The organism is Epilithonimonas sp. (assembly GCF_056329745.1).
Window position 1 is genome coordinate 19,204 of the sequence record NZ_JBWEYV010000026.1, and the last position, 18,786, is coordinate 37,989.

Sequence of the window (18,786 nt, forward strand, 5' to 3'; positions counted from 1 at the left end):
GTTATCAAAATTTATTATCTATCTTCTAAAAAGATTATTTAATTTGCCACTTAATAATTATTGATAACCGAACTATAGATCATAAGAACTGTTTCAAACTCAATTTTTAATAAAGTTACCACGTGAATGCCTCCTTCAATCAAAATTCAAATAACAAGTACATCATCTTCTATGACGGCGATTGCGGATTTTGCAACCGATGGGTGCAATGGATTCTAAAACACGATCATCATAACCGCTTTCTATTTTCATCACTACAATCTCCTTTTGGGCAGCAGTTTTTGACAGAAAGAGGAATTCCCAACCAGTCATTTGACAGTATTTTCCTTTGGAAGCCTAACGAATTTTATCTTACGGAATACCAAGCTGTGTTAAAAATCGCAATTACTTTAGGCGGTATTTATTCTATTGCTTTGGTCGGAAAACTAATCCCAGAAACTATTGGAAATCACATTTACAGGATTATTTCTAAGAACCGTAAAAGATTATCTAATAATTACTGCTACTTACCAACAAAAGAACAGCGTAAAAAATTTATTAATTAAAATTTGATACATCGAATTAATTATTCTTATCTAGCGTCCACTTCATAAAAAATACACCTTGAATACCTTTAGATTTTAAAGAATTGTCTTGACAGCGAATTGGTAACTATGTCAAATTAAATGTCTTTAACAATACCATGCTCTCTCTTTATCATCAAATTTTCTTATTTTTGCCAACCACATACTTATACAGATTAATTTATGTTCAACAGTTTACAAGACAAATTAGATAAAGCACTTCATAATATCTCTGGGCGAGGCAAAATAACAGAAATTAACGTTGCAGAAACGGTAAAGGAAATCCGAAGAGCATTGGTAGATGCCGACGTTAATTATAAAGTAGCCAAAGACCTTACAAAACGCGTTCAGGATAAAGCGATTGGAGAAAATGTTCTAACATCTTTGACGCCAGGTCAATTGATGACGAAAATTGTCCACGATGAGTTGGTAGACCTAATGGGCGGTTCACAAGAAGGCATCAACCTTTCTGGCAAGCCAACCGTTATTTTGATTGCCGGTCTTCAGGGTTCTGGTAAAACGACTTTCTCTGGAAAATTAGCTAACTATCTGAAACAGAAAAGAAGCAAAAAGCCACTTTTGGTAGCTTGTGATGTTTACAGACCTGCGGCGATTGACCAGTTGAAAGTTCTTGGTAGCCAAATCAACATTCCTGTTTATACAGAAGACGACAATAAGAATCCTGTTGCGATTGCCGAGAACGCAATTAATTATGCCAAATCAAATGGTTTTGATACGATCATCGTGGATACGGCCGGTCGTTTGGCGATAGATGAGCAGATGATGAACGAAATCAAAGCTGTTCATCAAACCATCAAACCGACGGAAACGCTTTTCGTAGTAGATTCGATGACGGGGCAAGATGCGGTGAACACAGCGAAAGCCTTCAATGATACTTTGAATTTTGATGGTGTTGTTTTAACCAAATTGGACGGTGACACAAGAGGTGGAGCTGCACTTACCATCCGTTCTGTGGTTGAAAAGCCAATAAAATTTATCTCTACCGGAGAAAAAATGGAAGCGCTTGACCTTTTCTATCCGGAAAGGATGGCAGATAGAATTCTTGGGATGGGAGACGTTGTCTCTTTGGTAGAAAGAGCTCAGGAACAATTTGATGAAGAGGAAGCTAAAAAACTTCATAAGAAAATCGCAAAAAATGAGTTTGGTTTTGATGACTTTTTAAAGCAAATCAACCAAATCAAGAAGATGGGTAATATGAAAGATTTGATGGGAATGATTCCGGGTGTTGGAAAAGCTATCAAGGATGTTGACATCAATGATGACGCCTTTAAACATATCGAAGCCATCATCCACTCAATGACGCCTGAAGAACGAAGAAGACCCTCCATCATCAATGTGCCAAGAAAACAGAGAATTGCCAAAGGTGCAGGAAGAAAGCTGGAGGACGTGAATGCCCTAATGAAACAATTTGACCAAATGGGAAAAATGATGAAAATGATGCAGGGGCCACAAGGAAAACAGATGATGCAGATGATGAGCAAAATGCCTAATATGCCAGGCATGGGTGGTGGATTGTTTGGGAAGTAAAAAAATGTTTTTAGATTATATAATTCGGACGACCTTTGATGGTCGTCCGAATTATTATTTACAATTGATCTATTTTCAATAATCTTCCTTCAATTTTTTATTCGTGATGACTATATTATTTCTAGAGAAATCTACTGAAACAGTATGCCATTACTATTTTTAAAACATAATATTTAACTGTATTTTCTAAACCTCATCAGTAACTAAATCTTTAAAATTGAATTGGTAGCTAATAATTATAAATTTCAATCGCCTATCTCGCTTTGAAAACATCGGGGGTATTGGTAGTTACAAATCCAATTCCCTGTTTTTTAAGGTCATCATAGATTTTAACATCGTTTACCGTCCAAGCATTGGTCATTAAACCCAGCGCTTTAGCCTCAGCCAGCCATGTTGGATTCTTTTTGAAGACATTGTAATGATAATCTATGCCATCAATCCCTTCTTTTTTAATTTGCTCCGGAGAGAGGTCGCCATTCAAATACTGTACTTTGAAGTTGGCATCCACTTTTTTGATTTCCTTACAAATATTGAAACTAAATGATATAAATTCACACTGAGCTTCCAACTTCATATTCTTAATGGTTTTGATGGTTTTTTTTACCAATTCATCTTCCAAGGTCTTATCAGCAGCTGGTTTTATCTCAACAATCAGTTTTACTTTAGGGTCTTTTTTACCCTGCTCTAGATAACTAGCCAATGTTGGAAAATTTTCACCATTCGAGAGTTTTACCTTTTCGAGATCCGCAAAATTTGTGTCCGCGATCGTCATGCCGCCATGATGCTCATCATGGTTAATCACAAGAAAACCATCCTTAGTCATTCTTACATCAAACTCAGATCCGTAGATTTTAAGTTTTTGCGTATTTTCCAAAGATTTGAGAGAATTCTCTGTCGTTTCAGGATTGGTTTTCCAAAAACCTCGGTGCGCAATAATCTGTGTTTGTGCATTCATAAAGAGACTGGTTACAAGGCCAACCCCTACGATCATTTTTTTCATAATATACTTTTTCTATCTGCAATGGCAGTGGGGCAAAGGTAAAGATAGAATATAATCCTTACTTTAATAAGAAATAAACATTTGTTAAATTTAATCTTAATTTTAAGCATAATACTTTTTATTTTTGTCTCAAATACCAAGCATGTCCGAAAATATCCAGCAACAGATAGAAGCATTGAGACAAGAACTCCACCAGCACAACTACAGTTATTATATTGCAGACGAGCCATCCATTACGGATTTTGAGTTTGATACCAAACTGAAAACCCTGCAAGATCTGGAGGCTGCCCATCCGGAGTTTTTTGATCCCAACTCTCCCACTCTGCGTGTTGGCGGCGGCATTACCAAGAATTTCCCAACCGTTCAGCATCAGTACAGGATGTATTCTCTTGATAATTCCTATGATTTTGATGATCTTGAAGACTGGGAAAAACGCATTATCAAAACTATAACTGAACCTGTAGAATTTGTGGCTGAACTTAAATATGACGGTGCCTCGATTTCGATCCTATATGAGGATGGTAAATTATCTCAGGCGGTGACGCGTGGCGATGGTTTTCAGGGTGATGAAATTACCAATAACATCCGTACCATTTCGGACATCCCACTGACTCTAAGAGGCGATTTTCCCGAGCGGTTCTACATCCGTGGCGAAATCTATCTAACGAGGAAAAACTTTGATAAAATCAATAAAATCCGGGAAGAGGAAGGCCTTGACCTTTTTATGAATCCAAGAAACACCGCCAGCGGAAGTTTGAAAATGCAAGACTCCGCCGAGGTTAGAAAACGTGGATTATCATCTGTATTGTATCAATATATTGCCGATGATTTTCCGGCAGAGACACATTGGGACCTTTTGGCAAAGGCGAAAAACTGGGGTTTTAAAGTTTCCGAAGATCAGGCAAAACTCTGCAGAACTCTGGACGAAGTCAAAGAATTTATCACTTACTGGGATACAGCGAGGCATCAACTCCCTTTTGAGATTGACGGCATTGTTCTAAAAGTCAATTCGATAAAACAACAGCGACAGTTGGGTTACACTGCCAAATCCCCACGCTGGGCAATGGCATACAAATTCAAAGCGGAGAAAGCCGAAACCGAATTGCTGAGCGTTTCTTACCAGGTGGGCAGAACGGGTGCCATTACGCCGGTTGCCAACCTGAAGCCAGTTCTACTGGCCGGAACAACGGTAAAACGTGCCTCATTACACAATGAAGACATCATCAAAAAACTAGACCTGCATGAGCACGATTTTGTTTATGTAGAAAAAGGAGGCGAGATTATTCCGAAAATTGTTGGGGTGAATGTTGAAAAAAGAACGCTCCTACAAACGCCGATTGAGTATATTAAAAATTGCCCGCAATGTGGGACGCCACTCGTTAAAATTGAAGACCAAGCAATCCATTTTTGCCCGAATGAACTGCATTGTCCGCCACAGGTAGTGGGCAGGATGATTCATTACGTATCCCGAAAAGCACTGAATATCGAGAACCTCGGTAGCGAAACCATTGAACAATTGTACCGTGAAAAATTGGTTGAAAACCCAGCAGATTTCTACACTCTGAAAAAGGAACAATTATTACCATTGGAAAGAATGGCGGAAAAATCGGCACAGAACATCATTGACGGTATCGAAAAATCCAAAAAGGTAGCATTTGAAAAAGTATTGTACGGAATCGGCATCAAACATGTAGGCGAAACGGTTGCCAAAAAGTTGGTCAAAAATTTCCCAACAATTGATGAACTGAAAAATGCATCGGTTGAAGAGCTTTGTGAAGTAGAAGATATCGGAACTAAAATTGCCGTGAGCATTGTGGATTTTTTCCAAAACCAGGAGAATGTGATGATGATCGAGAGGCTGAGATCCTATGGTGTACAACTGGAAAAAGGTGAATCTATCAACGAAGTTTTGAGTAGCGTTTTAGAAGGAAAAACCTTCCTTTTCACCGGAAAACTTTCTTTATTTACCAGAGAACAGGCGGAAGAAATGGTGGAAAAACACGGCGGAAAAAATATCTCTGCTGTTTCCAAAAACCTAAATTACCTTGTAGTGGGCGAAAAAGCCGGCAGCAAATTGAAAAAAGCGCAGGATATCGGGACCATTACCATTTTGGATGAGCAGCAATTCCTGGATTTAATTAATTAAAATAAATTTATCAAATACCTCAAATTTCTAAAAATGCAATTACTGGAAATTTTTAATCTACAAAATGATCTGCTCCTCATATTAATATCAATTTTTATAGGGCTGCTGATAGGTGCGGAGCGGGAATACCGCAACAAATCTGCTGGTCTAAGAACATTTATTTTAGTGAGCTTTGGATCCTGTCTGTTTACGATATTATCCTTAAAAATTGGCGTACAAAATCCTGATCGACTTGCTGCCAATATCATAACAGGAATTGGGTTTTTGGGTGCAGGTGTGATCTTCAAAGATGATAATAAAATAGGCGGCGTAACCACCGCTACTACCATTTGGGCCACAGCTTCTCTTGGAATGGCAGTAGGATCGGGCAAAATTATATTGGCTTTTTTGGGGATGATTCTGGTTTTATTAATCCTTAGCTTTCTTACCTACCTTCAGGATTATATCGATAATCATCATAAGATAAGGGAGTATCGTATTACCACCTCATCACAAGACGATTTTAAATATTGCGAAATGTTATTTAAAGAAAACCACTTGAAATTTATCATTTTAAAACAGCAATATAATGATGAAAAATTGTCCACAACATGGCGAATTACCGGTAAAAACACCCATCATCAAGATCTGGTAAGCCAGCTAATGGAAGATGATAGAATTAACGCTTATCAATTCTAATACTTATGAATCTAAAAGAAAAAATAACCAAAGATGATATTTGGTTAAAAGAGCCACAAGCGCAGGATTTCCCTGCAGCATTAGATTATCTGGAACTATTGTTTGAACAGCAAGAATGCGAAAAACTTGTGAAAAGATTAAAGGCGACAAATACAATTCAGAAAAAATCGAAGGATATTTTCAGAGCCAGCCAGTTGCCATTATTGCCAAAAAGCAATATACATGTAAAGGAAAATTTTAAGAAGATCAAAAACAAAAAGAAACTGTCACCCATACTTCTTGTAAGAGGTAAAAATTGCCTGATAATCGCGGACGGCTACCACAGGCTGTGCAGCAGTTATTATTTGACAGAAGATCTAGAGGTCCCTTGCAGATTGATATAAAAAATTATCTAATAAATGATTTTCAACTTCCTCATTTTTATATGAATTATGATGTTAAATAATCTTTGAGAATCAATTTTATATTTTGGAATGTTGAGGGCAAAATAGTCGTTTTGATGGCCTCTTCATCTTTCCAATCAACCTCATTGATGCCCTCTTCAATTTGAGGTTTGGGAGTGGCATTTCCAGGGTAAAACATTTCAAACCAATAGGTCGTTTTTAGGATTTTTTTTCCATCGCGCTCCGTATAGATATGATAAGTTGAATTGATGAAACGTTTCAGTTCAAGGTCAAATATCCCACACTCTTCGCCCACTTCGCGCACTGCTGCTACTTCACGGGATTCGCCAGGTTCTATTTTTCCTTTTGGCAAATCCCACCTTCCTAGGCGGTGGATAAAGAGGATTTTTTGGTCTTTGTTTAGGACAATTCCGCCGGCGGCATCAATTCTTTTGAAATAGTTGCCAAAATCGGCCCACAACTGGTCTATATTATTATAGTAAATATTAAGGCCCTGCGATGCGGTGTTTTCAAGAAGGTCTATGGCAAAGTCAAAGCTATGCGTGCCATCGTAATTCAGTGTTTTAGGACTATTCTGAGGCTCTTGGCTCAAAATTAATTCTTTCTCATTGATAAAAACTTTATACATTTGTAAGGCTTTTAATATTAATACAAAAATATAAAAATGAATCTAGAAGGACGAAAAATTATCGTAAATAAATCTTCATCAGAATTGGCAGAAATGTTGAAAAAACCTGAAGATTATAAAGACCTGATGCCGGACGGACTTCAAAAATTTGAAGTTAAAGACAATGGATTCAAATTCGGGCTAAAAGGGATGCCAGAAATTGCTCTGAAAATAGAAAATGTTTCTGATAAAGAAGTGGTTCTAAAATCTGCCAGCTCCAGCCTTGATTTTGCATTAACAGGAACGATGAACCCTGTGAACGACAACCAAACCGAAGTTCAGTTGCTTTTTGACGGGAAATTTAATCCGTTTATCAAAATGATGGTAGAAAAACCATTGCAGAATTTCATCAACTCTTTGACCGATAAGATTGAGCAACTGTAACTAGCAAATCAATCCACTCGAATGATTGTGCGAAGCGCCGGTTGCTGAGGACAACACATTATTGATATTTTGTGACCGCAAAACACCCATAAAGGCAAAAATCAAAGCTTCCTTATATTCTATAATTTCTTTTATGGGAATGTGAATAATGGTTTTGGTTTTTGCTTTTATTTTTTCTATTAGCAAAGAATTGTAGACACCGCCGCCTGTTATCAGAATATTACTGATGTCAAAATCACAAAATGTTTTAGCAATTTGTAGGGCAGCATGTTCTGTAAAAGTTGCTAGCAAATCCTCTGGTTTTTGATTTTTTATTAAGGGATTGATATTGCTGATAACCCATTCTGCTCCTAAAGATTTTGGTGCATTTTGAGAATAAAATTCCAGTTTATTAAGCTTATTTAAAAGGGTTTCATCAATACTGCCTTTACTCGCAATGTTACCATTATCATCATATTTCTTGCCAAATCTGGCTGCCAATTCATTCAAAATAATATTAACTGGACAGATATCAAATGCAATACGTTTTCCGTTCTTTTTAATAGAAATATTGGAAAAACCGCCTAGGTTGAGACAGGCATCATACTCGGAAAACAAATGCTCATCGCCAATAGGAACCAACGGTGCACCATTGCCGCCTAAGATCACATCCTGGCTTCGGAAATCATAAACCACTTTTTGGCCACTTACCGCTTTAATAGCACGTCCATCGCCAATCTGAAATGTAAACCTATGCTCGGGCTGATGGAAAACCGTATGCCCATGCGAAGCAATCAAATCTAGGTTTTGGATGTTATTTTCAGTTATAAATTCCGAAACCTTTTCACCGAGAAAAAAACCGTAATCCGAATGTAGCCGTAGTAGCTTTTCACTGGATAGATCAATGGCATTTCTTAATGTATTTTCCCATTCTTCAGAATAAGAAAGCGTTTTGCATTTTAAGATTTCAAAAGACCAAAAGTTTTGTTTTAGGCTAAATTTGGAATAGCAAATATCCAAACCATCCAGACTGGTGCCGGACATAAGACCGATGGCATGAAAAATCTGAGTTTCCAATTGGTGAAAAAATTTAATTTATAAACGACAAGCCTATTGTCGATCGTTTTACTTACTTGTTGTCGGTAAGTTGGTAGAGTTAAAACTCCCTGAATTATTAAAAAATGTGTATTCGGAAAAGTCGTCTTTGGCAACCATGCCGTGTGAGCCAACCAAGATATTACCATCCTTGTCCGATACAAAAACGGTATCCTTTGTATACATTTTCTTATTACGCTTATCCCAATTGATGGTTTCCATCACAAAGGTCTGTCCTTCGGTAGTAATCACTTTCACACGGCCTTTGGCAAAATAAAAATCCCTTTTTTCATTATACTTCGCGTACTTGGCCCATATTTTACCCGGCGTTTTTGATTTCTTGTCAAAAAACTCAAGGTAAATGCCTTTTTTGGCTTCTACATAGGGGGAATCTATCAACTCATATTTCTCAATTAGGGGCGCGCGGAAGTTGACTTTTACCTGTCCGGAATCCCTTTGTATAATATTTCCATCGTAGATAACCTGTGACGCAAAGTTGGTTTTTTTACGGGTATTGATTTTGGTAAGATCTTCTTCGCAGGATTGAATAAGAAAAAACATCAGCAACAAGATGAATTGTTGTGATGTTTTCAAGTTAAATATTTTTAAGCAATAATCTTTCATTGAGATTATCAGTAGTTGCTCATTAATTATAGAGTTTTTTACCGAACCATTTGTCAGCAAAATTGATTCCGACTCTTAGATTGATAAAGTTCTGACGAATCATGCTGTTGTCCAACGTCCCTCTCTTGCCTAGTTCCAAACCAAGATCTATACTGTTCATACGGTTGATATTGCTTTTCTGAAATGGCAATGTTACTCCAGCTGTGACTGCATATTTGTTGATATTAGTTCCGTTGATCTGCAAGTTTCCTTTTTCATAGTAAGCACCGTAACGGTAAATCACACGGGAAAAATAAGAGCGGAAGTTGTTGAAATTGGGCAAATACCATCCACCCACAGAGTATCTATAAGAGTCTTGATATGCCAATGTATGCCCAAGGTAGTTAAAGTTTTCTCCTTTTTTGTAATCAGCTTGTGCACCCAAAAACCACTTGGTGTCATGACCGTATCCAACCCCAAAAGATGCTTCCTGAGGGAGGAACTTTTTGTCATACATAGTCTGCTGATCTATAATGGTTTCATAAGATTTTGCCTCGCCTACAGTGTAGAAATATGTGCTATTGGTATAAACATTCTTCATACTGCCTGTATTTCCAAATGTATAAGTGGCTCCCAATGTAATCTTGTGGTCATTAGCCAGTTTTTTCTGATACGTGGTGCCTAATGTGAAATTAAAAGACTGAATCCTGTAACTGTTGGAGTAACCACTAATCAACTCAGCGCCGGTAAAGGAAGCTTCTTCTATATCATAGAGCTTACCAAAATAAAAATTAGACCGTAAACCAAGTGCAAAAGCAGGCGTTACCTGATATGAAAAAGCAGCCTGTACGGTATTCATGGATCCTTCACCATGAAAGCGGTGGCTCTGCGAAATACCATCGCTGCCAGCAAGGTCTGAAGTGGTAAGAATGTTGTAAGACTTGGAGCTGTATGGCTGGAAGCCCATCCCAAACTTCACCTTTTTGGTAATAGGAAAAGCAATTGTAATGTTGGAAAGGTAAGTAGAATGCTTTGTACTGCTCATATTATTATAATTTGACTTATAATAATTATTCTCATTGGTCCCTTCCACTTTTATGGTAGTCAATTCAAGGTTGGTATTGGCCGCCGGATTTCGGAAATTAAAATTATTATTAAAATCCCAGATATACGCCGTGGAAATCCCACCCATAGAACTGATATCACCTGTATTATCATATTTTACATCCCCAATTCCGTAAGCGCCATACGGTGAATTACCGATACTCTGCGCGTTTAGGAAATACCCTGCTACCACTGATGATAAAACAAAAATTCTTTTCATCCTTTAAAATTTCAATGCGCAAATATCTTAATTAATAATGAATTGCAAAAATATATTTCGGTTAAAGTTTGTTAAGTAACCACTGCACTATTGTTATGAGAGTACAGTTTTGTATATTGCTGAATTGGTAAAAATAAAAACGAGACCTCTTCTATCATACATCAGTCAAAAAAATTATCTTTGTACTTATGAAATGGGATCAGATTATTGGACAAAAATCCATTAAAAAACTTTTAAAAGATAGCATCCATGATTCCAGAGTTGGGCATGCACAACTCTTTGTGGGTGAAGAAGGTTTTGGGGTCTTGCCCCTTGCTTTGGCAATGGCACAAGAGATTTTTGAGAAAGAGAATCCCACATCTGTCCACAAAGTAGAAAACCTCAACCATCTCGATCTGCATTTCAGTTTCCCTGTTTTTTCGGAGAAAAATGTTTCGCTAAGCAAACGTTACTTCGATAATTTTAGAGAAATGATATTGGAAAACCCGTACTCTTCCTTTGATGACTGGACCAGTTTTTTGGAGTCCGAAAACAAACAGTTTTTTATTTCTGCAGATGAGGCCGAGGATATTGGTCAACGCTTTAACCTGAAAAGTTTTGAAGGTGGCAGTAAAATCCTCATCGTATGGCGTGCTGATAAGATGAATGCCGCGGCAGCCAATAAAATCCTGAAGTTTCTGGAGGAGCCACCAAAAAACACCTACATTATACTTTGCGCGCCCAGCACCAATGATATTTTGCCAACAATCTTATCCAGATGCCAAATAGTCAACGTGCCGAGAATTGCCGATGAAGATATGATAGAAAATCTAGAAGGTCACGATTCTGCCAAAGAAATTGCATATCAGGCACAAGGCGATTGGAATCTTGCAAAATCTTTTCTCGCCAACAATACCGGAGCCTCTGAGTTTGAAACTCTTTTTATCCAATGGGTAAGAAATGCGTTTCAGGCAAAGAAAAAACCCGAAGTCTTGCGCGAAATTGTAAAATGGGCGCGGCAAATATCGGAGTGGAATAGAGAAAAGCAACTAAAATTTCTTAATTATTGCATTGAGATTTTCCGTCTGGCGATGCTTCAGAATTATGGCAACAACAATTTGGTTTACAAAAAACTTGGCGAAGGCAATTTTAACTGGCAATCATTCTCTCGGTTTATCCACGGTGCTAATATAGTTTCTATTGTAGAAGAAATTACAGAAGCGTCTTACCATATCTCGCGAAACGCCAACTCCAAGATTGTGCTGACAGATATGGGTATTAAGCTAACCCGATATATCCACAAACCGGCCGCCTAATCAATTATTTATATTTCTTAGGTTTCTAATTACAACAATTGTTTTCATATTATAGACGATATAAATATTCTGTTAATAAAAAATTAATCAAACAAATGTTTGATTGAAGCATGATTTTAATTTAACTTTGCACCGCTAAAAATTAGAACATGCCAACAAAAGAAGAACATATAATGATGGTTGCGGAGAAGCTCTTTGCTGCTAACGGTTATAATGGGACTTCGGTGAGGGATATTGCGGCAAAAGCCAAAGTAAATGTATCCATGATTTCCTACTATTTTGGGTCCAAAGAAAACCTTTTGGAAGAGCTTTTCAAATGGCGCATGGAAGAAGGACTCAATTTTGCCAAAAATATAATGGAAAAAGAGGAGCTCACCGAGATCCAGAAAATTGACAAGTTTGTAGACAATTTTGTAAGCAGGGTGCAGCGTTTACGCGATTTTTTTCTACTGGTGCATACTCAGCAGGTTATCAGCCAAAATAAAAACATTCAACGGTTTTTGAGAGCGTCCAAGATTAATTATATCGAGATCAACCAACAGATTATAGAAATGGGGCTGGAGAAAGGCGTCTTTACAAAAAGGCCCTCCTACCACCTTCTGCAATGTACCATTTCTGGAACCATCTTTAATGCCATGCACGGGATGAAAATTTATAAGGAATACCTCAAAAAGAATAATCCAGATTTTGATGAAAAGCATTATGAAGAGCAATACTTTCAGGAGGCCAGTGCCCATGTGAAAGAAGTTTTGAGAGCCATTATTGGGTATAAAGAAAATTAATTATAAAAAAACATTTGTATACAGTGAATAAATTTTTGACAACAACATTTGTTATCGCTGCATTTTACTCAATGTCCGCTCAGGAAAGAAAAGTTTTGAGTCTGGATGATGCTGTAAAATTGGGAATTGAGAATAGCAAGAACTTAAAAATAGATCAGGCCAAGATAGAGGAATCTACCGCTAATCTTTTGGAGGCAAAAAATAAGCAGTTACCGGATCTGAAGATATCAGGAACTTATATGTATCTTCCCGTGGAAGCCAATGTGAGTCTCAAAATTCCGGGAATGGCTGCACCAGGAAATTCTCCTGTAAAACAGGTGGTTTATGGTTCTGCCAACTTATCACTACCTATCTATTCTGGTGGACGCATTAAGTATGGTATCCAGTCTGCGCAGTATCTTTTAGAAGCTTCTAAACTGACATCGGAGAATGATAAAAATGCTATTGCTTATAATATAGCTCAGGCTTACAATAACCTTTTCAAAGCCTCTCAGGTAGTGAAATTGCTGCAGGAAAACCTGGCTTCTTCACAGAAAAGGGACCAGTCTTTTATCAAGCTGGAAAATAACGGAGTAATTGCCCGTAATGACCGGTTAAAGGCACAGCTGCAGACTTCCAATATCGAGTTGCAACTGATGGAAGCTCAAAATAATTATAGCATTGCCAATATCAATATGGATCTCTTGTTAGGCCTTGCTGATAATACAGAGATTGAGGTAGATCCTACCTACATTGGTGAAGATGACCTTGGCAAACCGGATGACTATTATTTAAACTTAGCCAGAGAAAACAGGAAAGATCTTCAAGCACTTGACCTTCAAAGAAAAGCAGCAGCATTGGGAACCAAATCTGCCAAAGCCGAGAATTTACCTTCATTGGCTTTCACAGGGGGATATGTTGCGGCTGATATTCCCAAATTATTAACAGTAACCAATGCCGTGAATGTAGGTGTTGGGCTCTCTTATAATATTTCTAACATTTGGAAAAAGAATTCAAGTTTTATGCAGTCCAAAGCAAAAGAACAGGAATTGGCCGCCAATAATGACTTGTTAAATGACAATGTTACGTTGGAAGTGAAACGGGATTATCAAAACGACTTGTATGCACACAAAAAGATTGATGTTTATCAAAGAGCGCTGGAGCAAGCGGAGGAAAATTACAGGATTACACTTAATAAGTATAACAGCGGGCTGGAAACCATCACCAATCTCTTAGAAGCTGATACAGCCAAGATTACAGCCAATGTGAATGTGGTTACCTCCAAAGCGGATGCGGCACTGGCTCACAAAAAACTATTACAGACAACCGGAATCATTAACCAATAAAAATTAATAATTAACAACAAAATAATGGCACAAGATAATATAAACTCAGTTCCTGCAAAAAAGAAAAGAAGTCCTCTTTTTTATATCATTCTGATAGTAGCAGTAGTCGCTGCGGCAATTTTCGGATTTAGGGAGTATCAATATGGTCAATCCCACGAAGAGACCGATGATGCACAAATTGCTGCTGACATCAGCCCGGTAATTTCAAAAATTTCTGGTTATGTAGCAGAGATAAAGGTAAAAGATAACCAATTTGTCAAAAAAGGTGACACGCTGATTGTTCTCGACAACCGAGATCAAAAAATGGCCGTTTCATCTGCAGAAGCTGCATTGGGAACAGCCCAAAGTAACATTGCATCGGCACAGGCCGGTTCTGCTGCTGCGGCATCGGGCATCAATAATTCCAGAGCGGCAGTACAGACTGCTAATGCACAAATAGAAGCGGCAAAAGTGAATGTCTGGAGAACCCAACAGGATGTTAAAAGATACTCTGAGCTGGTAAAAGACCATTCTATAACGCAACAGCAATATGAGCAGGCTTTGGCGGCTTATCAAACTGCTGAAAAGCAACTTCAGGTTTTGGTAGATCAGAAAAACCAGGCCAATGTACAGACTGGTGTGGTAACATCGCAGTCCAACGCCACTTCTCAGCAGATTGGCGTGGCCAACGCTCAACTGAGACAGAGACAGGTAGATGTGGAAAATGCAAAACTAAATCTTTCTTACACGGTTATCACAGCCAAAGAAAGTGGCTATGTTTCCAAAATCCCGGTTCAGGCAGGACAGTTTATCCAAGCTGGTTCGCAATTGTTCAGCATCGTTTTGAGCAATCAAAAATGGGTGGTGGCCAATTTTAAAGAAACACAGGTGGAGAAAATGGTAGAAGGCCAGAAAGTGGAAATAGAAATCGATGCTTATCCTGACCAAAAATTCCAAGGAACCATCAGTTCATTCTCTCCTGCAACAGGATCTGCATTTGCTTTGCTTCCTCCGGACAACGCGAGTGGTAACTTTGTAAAAGTAGTGCAAAGGCTTCCTGTCAAAATTACATTCGATAACCTTAATCCGGATATTATGAAGAAATTGCGTGTCGGGATGAATGTTCAGACAGTAGTTTCTCTTAAGTAATTATTAATTAAAGATTTAATGATTAAAAGATTAAATCTGAACTAATCGATGTTTTTAAATTAAAGAAAAAGTAATCTTTTAATACTTTAATTTTTTAATCATTTAATACAATTAAAATGCAAGACGATTCATTAGTAGAATATGGATTTCGGCGGGTAATTATTACCATTACAGCTATCGTCTGTGCGCTTTTGGAGATTGTAGACTCTACAATCGTCAACGTGGCACTTAACGAGATGAAGGGTAACTTGGGTGCCACACTTTCCGAGGTGGGCTGGGTTATTACGGCATACGCTATTGGTAATGTGATTATTGTTCCGATGACCAGCTGGCTGTCTCAGCAGTTTGGGCGTAGGAATTATTTCGCGGCATCCATCATTATATTTACGGTATTCTCGTTCCTTTGCGGTAATGCGACGAATATTTGGGAACTGGTATTTTTCCGTCTTTGCCAAGGGATTGGCGGCGGTGCACTTCTGGTAACGTCACAAACGATTATCACAGAATCTTACCCTATCGAGAAAAGAAGTATGGCGCAGGCCATCTATGGTTTGGGCGTTATTATTGGGCCAACTTTGGGGCCGCCATTGGGTGGGTACATTGTAGATAATTACAGCTGGCCGTTTATTTTTTACATCAATATTCCGCTGGGGATTATCGCTACATTACTGACTTTACAGTTTGTCAAAAGTCCGCGTTATGCAGAAAAAAGATCAGCGTCCGATGTCGATTGGCTGGGGATTGCGCTGTTGGCAGCTTTTGTAGGATCTTTACAATACATTTTGGAAAGAGGTCACGAGGATGATTGGTTTGATAGCAAAGCCATTATTGTGCTAACCATCACTGCCGTTGTAGGTTTTATACTCTTTATCTGGCGGGAACTAACCTTCAAATATCCTATTGTGGAACTTCGGGTTCTCAAAAATGGTAATTTGAGGATTGGTACCGTGATGTCCTTTATTTTAGGCTTTGGTTTGTATGGTTCTACCTTTATTGTTCCGCTGTACACGCAGAGTATTTTGGGTTGGACAGCCTTACAATCCGGTGCATTGATGATTCCGGCAGCTCTAACCACGGCTTTTATGATGCCGATTATTGGGAAATTATTGACCAAAGGTGCCAAGCAGCAGGTTCTGGTAGCGTTAGGGCTGTTTATATTCTTTGTTTACAGTTTCTGGGGTTACAAAATTTTGACACCCGACACTGGAAAAGATGCCTTTTTCTGGATGCTGATTGTAAGAGGAATGGGACTGGGATTATTGTTTATCCCGATAACATCACTATCATTAAGCACGCTGAAAGGCCCTGAAATTGGTCAGGGAGCCGCATTTACAGGGATGATGCGACAGTTGGGTGGTTCTTTTGGGATTGCTGCCATTACGACGTTCATAGCCAACAGAAGCGAATTGTACCGAAGCAATTTGGTGTCACATCTGGATGTTAATAACCTGGATGTTCAACAACGTGTTGCAGGTCTCAAGGCAAGTTTTATAGCTAAAGGAATGGCACCTGACAAGGCATTGCAATCCGCTTATCAAATGTTGGATTATTCCGTTACAAAACAGGCTACAGTCCTTTCTTATATGGATGTATTCCTTTATTTGGGAATTATTTTCCTTATCTGTATTCCGTTTGTGTTGTTTGTTAGAGAGAGGAAAGGTAAAGGTGAAAAAATCGATTTAAGTTCGGTTCATTAATTTTTTATTTATAGTTATTTGTGTAAACTCAGGATCGTTAGCGGTTCTGAGTTTTTTGTTTTTTTATTGTTGTTTAAACATTCTTAATAAAAAAGAAACATTACAAACAAGCAAAAAGCATTGATTTTCTCCGCACATATCATTAAATTAGCAACTGATAATTATTGATCGAAATCAAAAACATGAAACAGGGATCTCAGGATGTTCTCGGCACTCACGGGACAAACACCATTTTTGCAGTTTGGAATTTTAAAGAAGGAGTAGATGTAAAACAAGCTTTTCAGCGTGTTTGCGCCTTGGTAATCAATCTTAACCATTCTGCTTATGTGCGTTTTCCGGATGACAATGCGAGTTGCATCATGGGAATCGGTTTCAGTGCCTGGAATTTATTGGGGCTTCCCAAACCTTTACCGAAAGAACTGGAGGAGTTTCAACCGATTATCGGCAACCCGTATACTGCAGTTTCTACCAAAGGTGATTTGCATTTTCACCTCAAGGGAACCAACAACAGCATCTGTTTTGACATGGCAGAAGATATTGCCAAAGTACTTTCCCCTGTAGCAGATTGTGTAGAAGAAGTGCATGGTTTCCGTTATTGGGATGGGCGTTCCATTCTCGGATTTGTAGACGGAACAGAAAATCCAGAAAGCCAGCAACGCGCATTTTTCGGATTAATTGGTGATGAAGATTTGGCTTACAAAGGGGGCAGTTATCTGTTTGTTCAGAAGTATATCCATGATTTGGCAGCTTTCAAGGCATTGCCTGTAGAAGAGCAGGAAAAAGTGTTTGGCCGCTATAAAGACAGCGATGTTGAAATGACGGATGATGTAAAACCTGCCAATTCGCATTCGGCACTTGCCAATGTGGGAGATGATCTCAAAATTATCCGGGACAATCTCCCGTTTGGGAATATGTCAACTAACGAGATGGGAACCTATTTTATTGCTTATGCAAGCACTTTCAGTACTGTTAAATTAATGCTGAATAATATGTTTATAGGTAATCCTGTTGGGAATTATGACCGTTTGTTAGACTTCAGTACAGCCAAAACCGGAAGCCTGTTTTTTGTGCCTACGATGGATATGCTGGATGATTTTTCTTCCGTTGATGACGAAGCAGATCCTTCACAAACCGAAAATCATGATGATACTAAAAAATCCGATTCACGCAAAGGCGATGGTTCGCTTGGCATTGGATCACTGAAATAAAAATTGGTTTCATCAATTTTAAAAATGAGAATAAAAACAAAACAATATGAATAATTTACACCGTAAACTGGCCCCAATCTCCGAGGCAGCTTGGGAACAAATTGAAGAAGAAGCAACACGAACTCTCAAAAGATACCTTGCCGCAAGAAAAGTAGTAGATGTAGACGGACCAAAAGGTTTTGACCTTTCTGCCGTTGGAACGGGGCATATCCGTTCTGTGGAAACACCCGGAGAGGGCGTTCAGGCTTCCGTGAGGGAAGTGAATCCTGTTGTGGAATTCCGTGTACCGTTTGAACTGACCCGCGAGGCTATTGACGACGTGGAGCGAGGATCAGAAGATTCTGACTGGCAACCGTTGAAGGACGCTGCGGAGAAAATTGCATTTGCAGAAGACCGCGCTATTTTTGAAGGTTATGCCGCAGCAGGAATCCAGGGCATCCGCGAGGGAAGCAGCAACAGACGTTTCAAACTTCCGGCAAGTATTAAGAATTATCCGGATACCATTGCCCATGCGTTGAGCGAGTTACGTTTTGCTGGTGTTAATGGGCCTTATGTTTTGGTCTTGGGCGCAGATGCCTATACGGCAGCCAGCGGCGGAAGCGACGAAGGTTATCCAATGCTTCATCACTTGCAGGAACTGATTGATGGTGATATAGTTTGGGCGCCAGCAATCAAAGGTGGCTTTGTGATTTCAACCCGTGGCGGCGACTTTAAGATGAGTATCGGTCAGGATATTTCCATCGGTTACCTTAGCCATACCGATACCACTGTGAAGCTTTATCTACAGGAGAGTTTTACCTTCCAATTCTACACTTCCGAAGCCGTAGTTGTGCTGGAGGCAGCAGAATAATTTTTTTGGATTCAAAACTCCAAGACAAATTAATGCGGAAATAAATAAATAAATAAACTCGTAGTGCATTATTAAATTAATTCAATTTTAAGTCTATTCATTTTTCTATT

Annotated in this window: 18 protein-coding genes; 13 read left to right on the forward strand and 5 right to left on the reverse strand. The window is 38.7% G+C overall.

The window, feature by feature from the left end; translation table 11 throughout:
• Positions 1–122 precede the first annotated feature (122 nt).
• Together AC00Y6_RS14620 and ffh are read left to right on the forward strand one after the other, a co-directional pair.
• Positions 123–545 (forward strand): thiol-disulfide oxidoreductase DCC family protein, encoded by a 423-nt coding sequence (locus AC00Y6_RS14620; protein ID WP_474491350.1) that lies wholly within the window; start codon positions 123–125, stop codon positions 543–545.
• Between the two features lie 201 nt (positions 546–746).
• Positions 747–2,111: a signal recognition particle protein gene (gene ffh / locus AC00Y6_RS14625; protein WP_474491351.1), complete on the forward strand. Its 1,365-nt coding sequence runs from the start codon at positions 747–749 to the stop codon at positions 2,109–2,111.
• Between the two features lie 253 nt (positions 2,112–2,364).
• Here the strand turns inward: ffh and AC00Y6_RS14630 are convergent, their stop codons facing one another.
• On the reverse strand, positions 2,365–3,111 hold the full coding sequence (locus AC00Y6_RS14630; protein ID WP_474491352.1) for a glycerophosphodiester phosphodiesterase family protein: 747 nt from the start codon (positions 3,109–3,111) through the stop codon (positions 2,365–2,367).
• Positions 3,112–3,253: 142 nt separating this feature from the next.
• Here AC00Y6_RS14630 and ligA point away from each other — a divergent pair, with 142 nt between their 5' ends.
• From ligA to AC00Y6_RS14645, 3 genes are read left to right on the forward strand one after another with little or no spacing between them, the layout of a single operon-like run.
• Positions 3,254–5,257, forward strand: coding sequence for an NAD-dependent DNA ligase LigA (ligA, locus tag AC00Y6_RS14635; RefSeq protein ID WP_474491353.1), 2,004 nt, complete (start codon positions 3,254–3,256; stop codon positions 5,255–5,257).
• A gap of 33 nt (positions 5,258–5,290) precedes the next feature.
• The gene (locus AC00Y6_RS14640) at positions 5,291–5,935 is read left to right on the forward strand and encodes an MgtC/SapB family protein (RefSeq protein WP_474491354.1); all 645 of its coding nucleotides are present in this window, start codon (positions 5,291–5,293) and stop codon (positions 5,933–5,935) included.
• 5 nt (positions 5,936–5,940) lie between these two features.
• Entirely contained in the window at positions 5,941–6,318 is a 378-nt protein-coding gene (locus tag AC00Y6_RS14645) for a hypothetical protein (RefSeq protein ID WP_474491355.1), read from the forward strand.
• A 46-nt stretch (positions 6,319–6,364) separates the two neighbouring features.
• On the opposite strand, the gene AC00Y6_RS14650 is transcribed toward AC00Y6_RS14645, so the two are convergent.
• Positions 6,365–6,967 (reverse strand): NUDIX hydrolase, encoded by a 603-nt coding sequence (locus tag AC00Y6_RS14650; RefSeq protein ID WP_474491356.1) that lies wholly within the window; start codon positions 6,965–6,967, stop codon positions 6,365–6,367.
• Between the two features lie 36 nt (positions 6,968–7,003).
• Here AC00Y6_RS14650 and AC00Y6_RS14655 point away from each other — a divergent pair, with 36 nt between their 5' ends.
• Positions 7,004–7,390, forward strand: coding sequence for an SRPBCC domain-containing protein (locus AC00Y6_RS14655; RefSeq protein ID WP_474491357.1), 387 nt, complete (start codon positions 7,004–7,006; stop codon positions 7,388–7,390).
• Here AC00Y6_RS14655 and AC00Y6_RS14660 read toward each other — a convergent pair whose 3' ends face one another.
• From AC00Y6_RS14660 to bamG, 3 genes are all read right to left on the reverse strand, one after another.
• Positions 7,391–8,446 (reverse strand): anhydro-N-acetylmuramic acid kinase, encoded by a 1,056-nt coding sequence (locus tag AC00Y6_RS14660; RefSeq protein WP_474491358.1) that lies wholly within the window; start codon positions 8,444–8,446, stop codon positions 7,391–7,393.
• 48 nt (positions 8,447–8,494) lie between these two features.
• On the reverse strand, positions 8,495–9,025 hold the full coding sequence (locus AC00Y6_RS14665) for an LPS export ABC transporter periplasmic protein LptC (protein WP_474491367.1): 531 nt from the start codon (positions 9,023–9,025) through the stop codon (positions 8,495–8,497).
• Positions 9,026–9,110: 85 nt separating this feature from the next.
• Complete coding sequence (gene bamG / locus AC00Y6_RS14670; protein ID WP_474491359.1) at positions 9,111–10,391, reverse strand: BamG family beta-barrel-assembly machinery protein; 1,281 nt, start codon at positions 10,389–10,391, stop codon at positions 9,111–9,113.
• 188 nt (positions 10,392–10,579) lie between these two features.
• On the opposite strand from bamG, the gene AC00Y6_RS14675 reads away from it, so the two are divergent.
• The 7 genes from AC00Y6_RS14675 to AC00Y6_RS14705 all read left to right on the forward strand — a co-directional run bounded on the left by AC00Y6_RS14675 (position 10,580) and on the right by AC00Y6_RS14705 (position 18,676).
• On the forward strand, positions 10,580–11,686 hold the full coding sequence (locus tag AC00Y6_RS14675) for a DNA polymerase III subunit (protein WP_474491360.1): 1,107 nt from the start codon (positions 10,580–10,582) through the stop codon (positions 11,684–11,686).
• A gap of 149 nt (positions 11,687–11,835) precedes the next feature.
• Positions 11,836–12,468: a TetR/AcrR family transcriptional regulator gene (locus AC00Y6_RS14680; RefSeq protein ID WP_474491361.1), complete on the forward strand. Its 633-nt coding sequence runs from the start codon at positions 11,836–11,838 to the stop codon at positions 12,466–12,468.
• A gap of 23 nt (positions 12,469–12,491) precedes the next feature.
• Positions 12,492–13,793, forward strand: a complete 1,302-nt coding sequence (locus AC00Y6_RS14685; protein WP_474491362.1) for a TolC family protein — start codon at positions 12,492–12,494, stop codon at positions 13,791–13,793.
• 24 nt (positions 13,794–13,817) lie between these two features.
• On the forward strand, positions 13,818–14,921 hold the full coding sequence (locus tag AC00Y6_RS14690) for an HlyD family secretion protein (RefSeq protein ID WP_474491363.1): 1,104 nt from the start codon (positions 13,818–13,820) through the stop codon (positions 14,919–14,921).
• A 116-nt stretch (positions 14,922–15,037) separates the two neighbouring features.
• Positions 15,038–16,618, forward strand: coding sequence for a DHA2 family efflux MFS transporter permease subunit (locus tag AC00Y6_RS14695; protein ID WP_474491364.1), 1,581 nt, complete (start codon positions 15,038–15,040; stop codon positions 16,616–16,618).
• Positions 16,619–16,800: 182 nt separating this feature from the next.
• The gene (locus AC00Y6_RS14700; protein ID WP_474491365.1) at positions 16,801–17,826 is read left to right on the forward strand and encodes a Dyp-type peroxidase; all 1,026 of its coding nucleotides are present in this window, start codon (positions 16,801–16,803) and stop codon (positions 17,824–17,826) included.
• Between the two features lie 46 nt (positions 17,827–17,872).
• Positions 17,873–18,676: a family 1 encapsulin nanocompartment shell protein gene (locus tag AC00Y6_RS14705; RefSeq protein ID WP_474491366.1), complete on the forward strand. Its 804-nt coding sequence runs from the start codon at positions 17,873–17,875 to the stop codon at positions 18,674–18,676.
• The last annotated feature ends 110 nt before the right edge of the window (positions 18,677–18,786 follow it).

Coding starts and splice junctions, on each gene's coding strand:
- ffh (WP_474491351.1), top strand. CDS start 747: ATGTTCAACAGTTTACAAGACAAATTAGATAAAGCACTTCATAATATC.
- AC00Y6_RS14630 (WP_474491352.1), bottom strand. CDS start 3,111: ATGAAAAAAATGATCGTAGGGGTTGGCCTTGTAACCAGTCTCTTTATG.
- ligA (WP_474491353.1), top strand. CDS start 3,254: ATGTCCGAAAATATCCAGCAACAGATAGAAGCATTGAGACAAGAACTC.
- AC00Y6_RS14640 (WP_474491354.1), top strand. CDS start 5,291: ATGCAATTACTGGAAATTTTTAATCTACAAAATGATCTGCTCCTCATA.
- AC00Y6_RS14645 (WP_474491355.1), top strand. CDS start 5,941: ATGAATCTAAAAGAAAAAATAACCAAAGATGATATTTGGTTAAAAGAG.
- AC00Y6_RS14650 (WP_474491356.1), bottom strand. CDS start 6,967: ATGTATAAAGTTTTTATCAATGAGAAAGAATTAATTTTGAGCCAAGAG.
- AC00Y6_RS14655 (WP_474491357.1), top strand. CDS start 7,004: ATGAATCTAGAAGGACGAAAAATTATCGTAAATAAATCTTCATCAGAA.
- AC00Y6_RS14665 (WP_474491367.1), bottom strand. CDS start 9,025: ATGTTTTTTCTTATTCAATCCTGCGAAGAAGATCTTACCAAAATCAAT.
- bamG (WP_474491359.1), bottom strand. CDS start 10,391: ATGAAAAGAATTTTTGTTTTATCATCAGTGGTAGCAGGGTATTTCCTA.
- AC00Y6_RS14675 (WP_474491360.1), top strand. CDS start 10,580: ATGAAATGGGATCAGATTATTGGACAAAAATCCATTAAAAAACTTTTA.
- AC00Y6_RS14680 (WP_474491361.1), top strand. CDS start 11,836: ATGCCAACAAAAGAAGAACATATAATGATGGTTGCGGAGAAGCTCTTT.
- AC00Y6_RS14690 (WP_474491363.1), top strand. CDS start 13,818: ATGGCACAAGATAATATAAACTCAGTTCCTGCAAAAAAGAAAAGAAGT.
- AC00Y6_RS14695 (WP_474491364.1), top strand. CDS start 15,038: ATGCAAGACGATTCATTAGTAGAATATGGATTTCGGCGGGTAATTATT.
- AC00Y6_RS14700 (WP_474491365.1), top strand. CDS start 16,801: ATGAAACAGGGATCTCAGGATGTTCTCGGCACTCACGGGACAAACACC.
- AC00Y6_RS14705 (WP_474491366.1), top strand. CDS start 17,873: ATGAATAATTTACACCGTAAACTGGCCCCAATCTCCGAGGCAGCTTGG.